This is a genomic window from Spirillospora sp. NPDC049652 (assembly GCF_040675125.1).
GTDB lineage: Bacteria > Actinomycetota > Actinomycetes > Streptosporangiales > Streptosporangiaceae > Spirillospora.
The window spans coordinates 1-3,567 of the sequence record NZ_JBFAOF010000771.1 but is presented as its reverse complement, the minus strand read 5'-3'; the positions used below and the strand labels follow the sequence as shown (position 1 = coordinate 3,567).

The following is a 3,567-nucleotide window of genomic DNA, read 5'->3' as shown; positions in this document are numbered from 1 at the left end:
GGCTCGCCGACGACGTCCGCCGCTCCCTGCGCGGCATCGCCTCGCCAGCCCGCCGCCGATGAGCGGACGGCCGTCCGGCGACCGGAACGCCGCGTCGGCGGTGAAGCCGCGCGGGTGGACCAGGTCGCGGCCGAGGAACAGGAAGTCCAGGTAGCTCTGCTGCTGCCGGTCCGGGACGGTGTTGAACCGCGAGACGTTCAGCAGGACGCTCGCGACGTTGGCGATGTCGCCCTGCGACATCCCGATCCAGTCGGTCGCGCAGAGCATGAGGTCGTGCTGCTGCGCCGCGCGCCGCAGCTTCTCGCTGTCGATCTCGGACGCGCTGCCCATCAGCCCGTGCCCGTACAGCACCGGCTGGGCCGCCTTGGTGAGCGCGGCGCGAGGGACGTTGCAGCGGAAGTTGGCCTTCTGCACGTTGCCTGGGATCTGCGCGGGCAGTCCGTCGCGTCCGTAGTACATCGAGGAGCCGGGCGGTCCGCCGGGCAGGTCGAGGTAGCTGGGGACGTCCACGGTGCCCTCGACCCGCCGGGCCAGGTACGGGTCCTGGTCGGTGGTGAAGTCGGTGACCTTCCCGACGGTGAACTTCGGCGCGCGGCCGCCGAGCTTGCGGAACGCGTCGTCCCGCATGTGCACGGCCCGCTCGGTGAGGTTGCGCGTGGACGCCACGGTGAAGTCCCACGCGAGGTAGAGCCCGGACGTGGAGACGCGGTGTCCGTTCAGCTCCCTGACCGTCCGGCGCAGCGCGACGCCGCGCTCCTTCTCCGTGGCGCCGAACCCGCGGCCCGACAGCATGCGCCGGACTGCGGGCGTCGGGTCGATCGCCCGCCCGTCCTTGTCCTTGAGGCCGCGCAGGAGCACCAGGTAGCGGTGTCCTTCGCGGAAGTTGCGGGCGGGACGGACCAGGAGCAGCCGCCGCGACTCGGGCGCGTTGGCGTCGAGTTCGGCGAAGTACGGCCACCGCTCGCCCGTCCGGGCGTCCATGAGGACGATCGGCGCGTCGGGGGCGAGCGAGGCGGCCATGTCGGTGATCGGGGCGGCGCCGGTCCGGGCCAGGTCCAGCCCCGGCACGCGGGTGAGCATCGCCGATCCCGGGGAGAAGCCGTCGTTGCGGTTCCACTGCGCGGGGTCGGCGGGGAGCACTCCCCCGGCGCGGGGCGTCGCGAGCGGCGACAGGTTCACGCGGCGTCCGGTCGCGGTGGACCGGTCGGCGACGGTGAACCAGTTGTTCGGGAACGGCAGCATGCACGCCGCGGTGTCGGCCGGGTCGCACACGTGGGCGGCCGGGGACGCGGCCCCGGCCGCGGTGGCCGGGACCGCGACGACCGGGGCCGCCGCCGTGAGCAGCGCGACCAGCGCGCCCCGGAACCTCACCGGGCCGCCTGGATCTGCCCGGCGATGATCCGGGCGTAGTTGGCCTCGCCCAGCTGGTTCGGGTGGAGCGGCGCGGCGGTGGACGTGGGGACGAACCCCTCCAGCCATTTGGCGGACGGCGACTGGCACGCGTCGTGCCCCTGGCTCGGCGTGACCAGGTCGATGTAGGTCATGCCGTGCGCGGCGGTCTGCCGCGCGATCACGCCGTTCATCCGGTTGACGCTGCCCTGGAGCCAGTCGGCGTCCACCGGCAGCACCGGCACGACGGGCCAGCAGCCGCCGCGCTTGATGTAGAGGCCGTAGCCGGTGACCACGACGCGGGCCTGCGGCGAACGCTGCCGGATGCCGTCCAGGACGGCCGACAGCTTGGGCTCGAACGCGTCGATGCGCGCGGCGATCTGGTCCACGCCGCCCTGGGTGTACTTGGACTTGCAGGGCGTCCCGGTGGGCAGCAGGTTCACGCAGTCCTGGGCGACGCCGACCAGCCCGGCGTCGTTGCCGCCGATCGTGAGGGTGACGAGTTTGGTGCCGGAGGTCAGCGCGTCGAACTGCGGCGGCGCGGTCCCCGCGGCCTGCCCGAGGACGCTGAGGCTCTGCGGCTCGGTCATGTGCTTGGACGCGGCGCCGCTGCAGGTCACGTCGTTCAGGCCGGCGACGCCCAGCGTGGACGCCAGTTCGTGCGCGTAGTTGTGCGTGGAGCGCCCGCAGGCCACCGGGCCCGTGACGTCGGGGATCAGCGGCCCGGACGCCATGGAGTCGCCGAGGGCGACGTACTCGGGGACGGCCGCCCGCGCGGCGGGCGCGAGCGCCAGCGCGGCCAGCGCGGCGGGGACGAGGGAGACGAGGGTCCGGCGGAGCAGGGGGCGGGATGTGAGGGGCACGGGGTCCTCCTTGGGGGGCGATGCAATACTCAGCCCGCCGGACCCGATGACCATCAGGGAAATATCCAGAGATGGGCGGGAGATCCTGTGACCGAGACCAAACCGGCCGGTAACGCCGCGCCGTCCAGCGGACCGGCGGGATCACGGGGCGCGCGCAGTGTCGCGCCGGCCATCGGCGGGGTCCCGGCGGACGCCCTGCTCGGGCCGCAGGTGCCCGCGCTGGCGCGGCGGATGGTCGCGACGTTCACCGACCGGTTTCCGATCTACTCGTCGCTGCCGCGCGAGGAACTGGCCGGGGACATCACCCGCGTGGTCGAGCACAACCTGCGGGTGTTCGTCCGGACGCTGCGCACCGGGCGGCTCCCCGCGCCCGGCGACCTGGCGGAGATGACGCGGTCGGCGGCCCGCCGCGCCGAGGAGGGCGTGCCGCTCGGCGCGGTCCTGTCGGCGTACCACCTCGGCTGGCGGATCGGCCTGGACGCGCTGGTCGCCCGCGCCGGCCCGGCGGACCTGGACGCCGTCGTGGAGGTCGAGCGGATCCTGCTCGACGTCCTGCAGCTGGTGTCGGCGGCGGTCGCCGACGCCTACGTCGAGGAGCACCAGGCCCTGCGCGGCCAGGACCAGGCGGCCCGGCACGAGGTGCTGTCGGCGCTGCTGGACGGCCACGACCCCCGCGAGGCCGCCCGGCGCGCGGGCGTGCGGCCGGCCCCCGCGTACGCGGTGCTGACCCTGGCGCTCGGCGTCCACCCGGACGAGACCGTCTCCGGGGTGAGCAGCAGCGTCGCCGCGCGGCGCAAGCTCCGCCGCATCCAGGCCGAGATCGACCACCACGGGCGCGACCAGGCCCTGCACGCGCTGAACGCCGCCGGCGGGACGGCGCTGCTCCCGGTGGACGACCCCGACGCGGCCCTGACCTGCGGGTGGGACCGGCTGACGGGGCTCGTCGCGCGCATCGCCGACCGGGCGGGCACGGCCGTGCACGCCGGGGTCGCCGCCTCGGCCGCCGCCTCGGTCGCCGAGGCCGCCCGCCAGTCCGCGGACATCCTGGAGATCGTCCGGATCACCGGCCGCGCGCCCGGGGCCTACCGGATCACCGACGTGCTGCTGGACTACCAGCTGTCACGCCCGGGCCCGGCGCGCACGCACCTGGCCGGGCTGCTGGCCGTCCTGGACGGCCATCCCGTGCTGCTGGAGACGCTGCGCGCGTACGTGGTCAGCGAGTTCAGCAGGCGGCGGGCCGCGCCGCTGCTGCACGTCCATCCCAACACCGTCGACTACCGGCTGCGGCGCATCGCCGTCCTGACCGGCCTCGACC

3 protein-coding genes are annotated in these 3,567 nt (G+C 74.8%); 1 reads left to right on the top strand and 2 read right to left on the bottom strand.

What is annotated here, in order from left to right; all coding sequences use genetic code 11:
• Together AB0J52_RS32285 and AB0J52_RS32280 are read right to left on the bottom strand one after the other, a co-directional pair.
• Positions 1-1,371 (bottom strand): hypothetical protein (locus tag AB0J52_RS32285; RefSeq protein WP_500186605.1); only part of this gene is annotated, 1,371 nt, incomplete at its 3' end.
• Complete coding sequence (locus AB0J52_RS32280) at positions 1,368-2,252, bottom strand: SGNH/GDSL hydrolase family protein (protein ID WP_500186604.1); 885 nt, start codon at positions 2,250-2,252, stop codon at positions 1,368-1,370. The genes AB0J52_RS32280 and AB0J52_RS32285, both read right to left, overlap by 4 nt.
• An 87-nt stretch (positions 2,253-2,339) precedes the next feature.
• Between AB0J52_RS32280 and AB0J52_RS32275 the strand changes: the two genes are divergently transcribed.
• Positions 2,340-3,567: PucR family transcriptional regulator (locus AB0J52_RS32275; RefSeq protein WP_500186603.1), on the top strand; the 1,228-nt coding region annotated here is incomplete at its 3' end.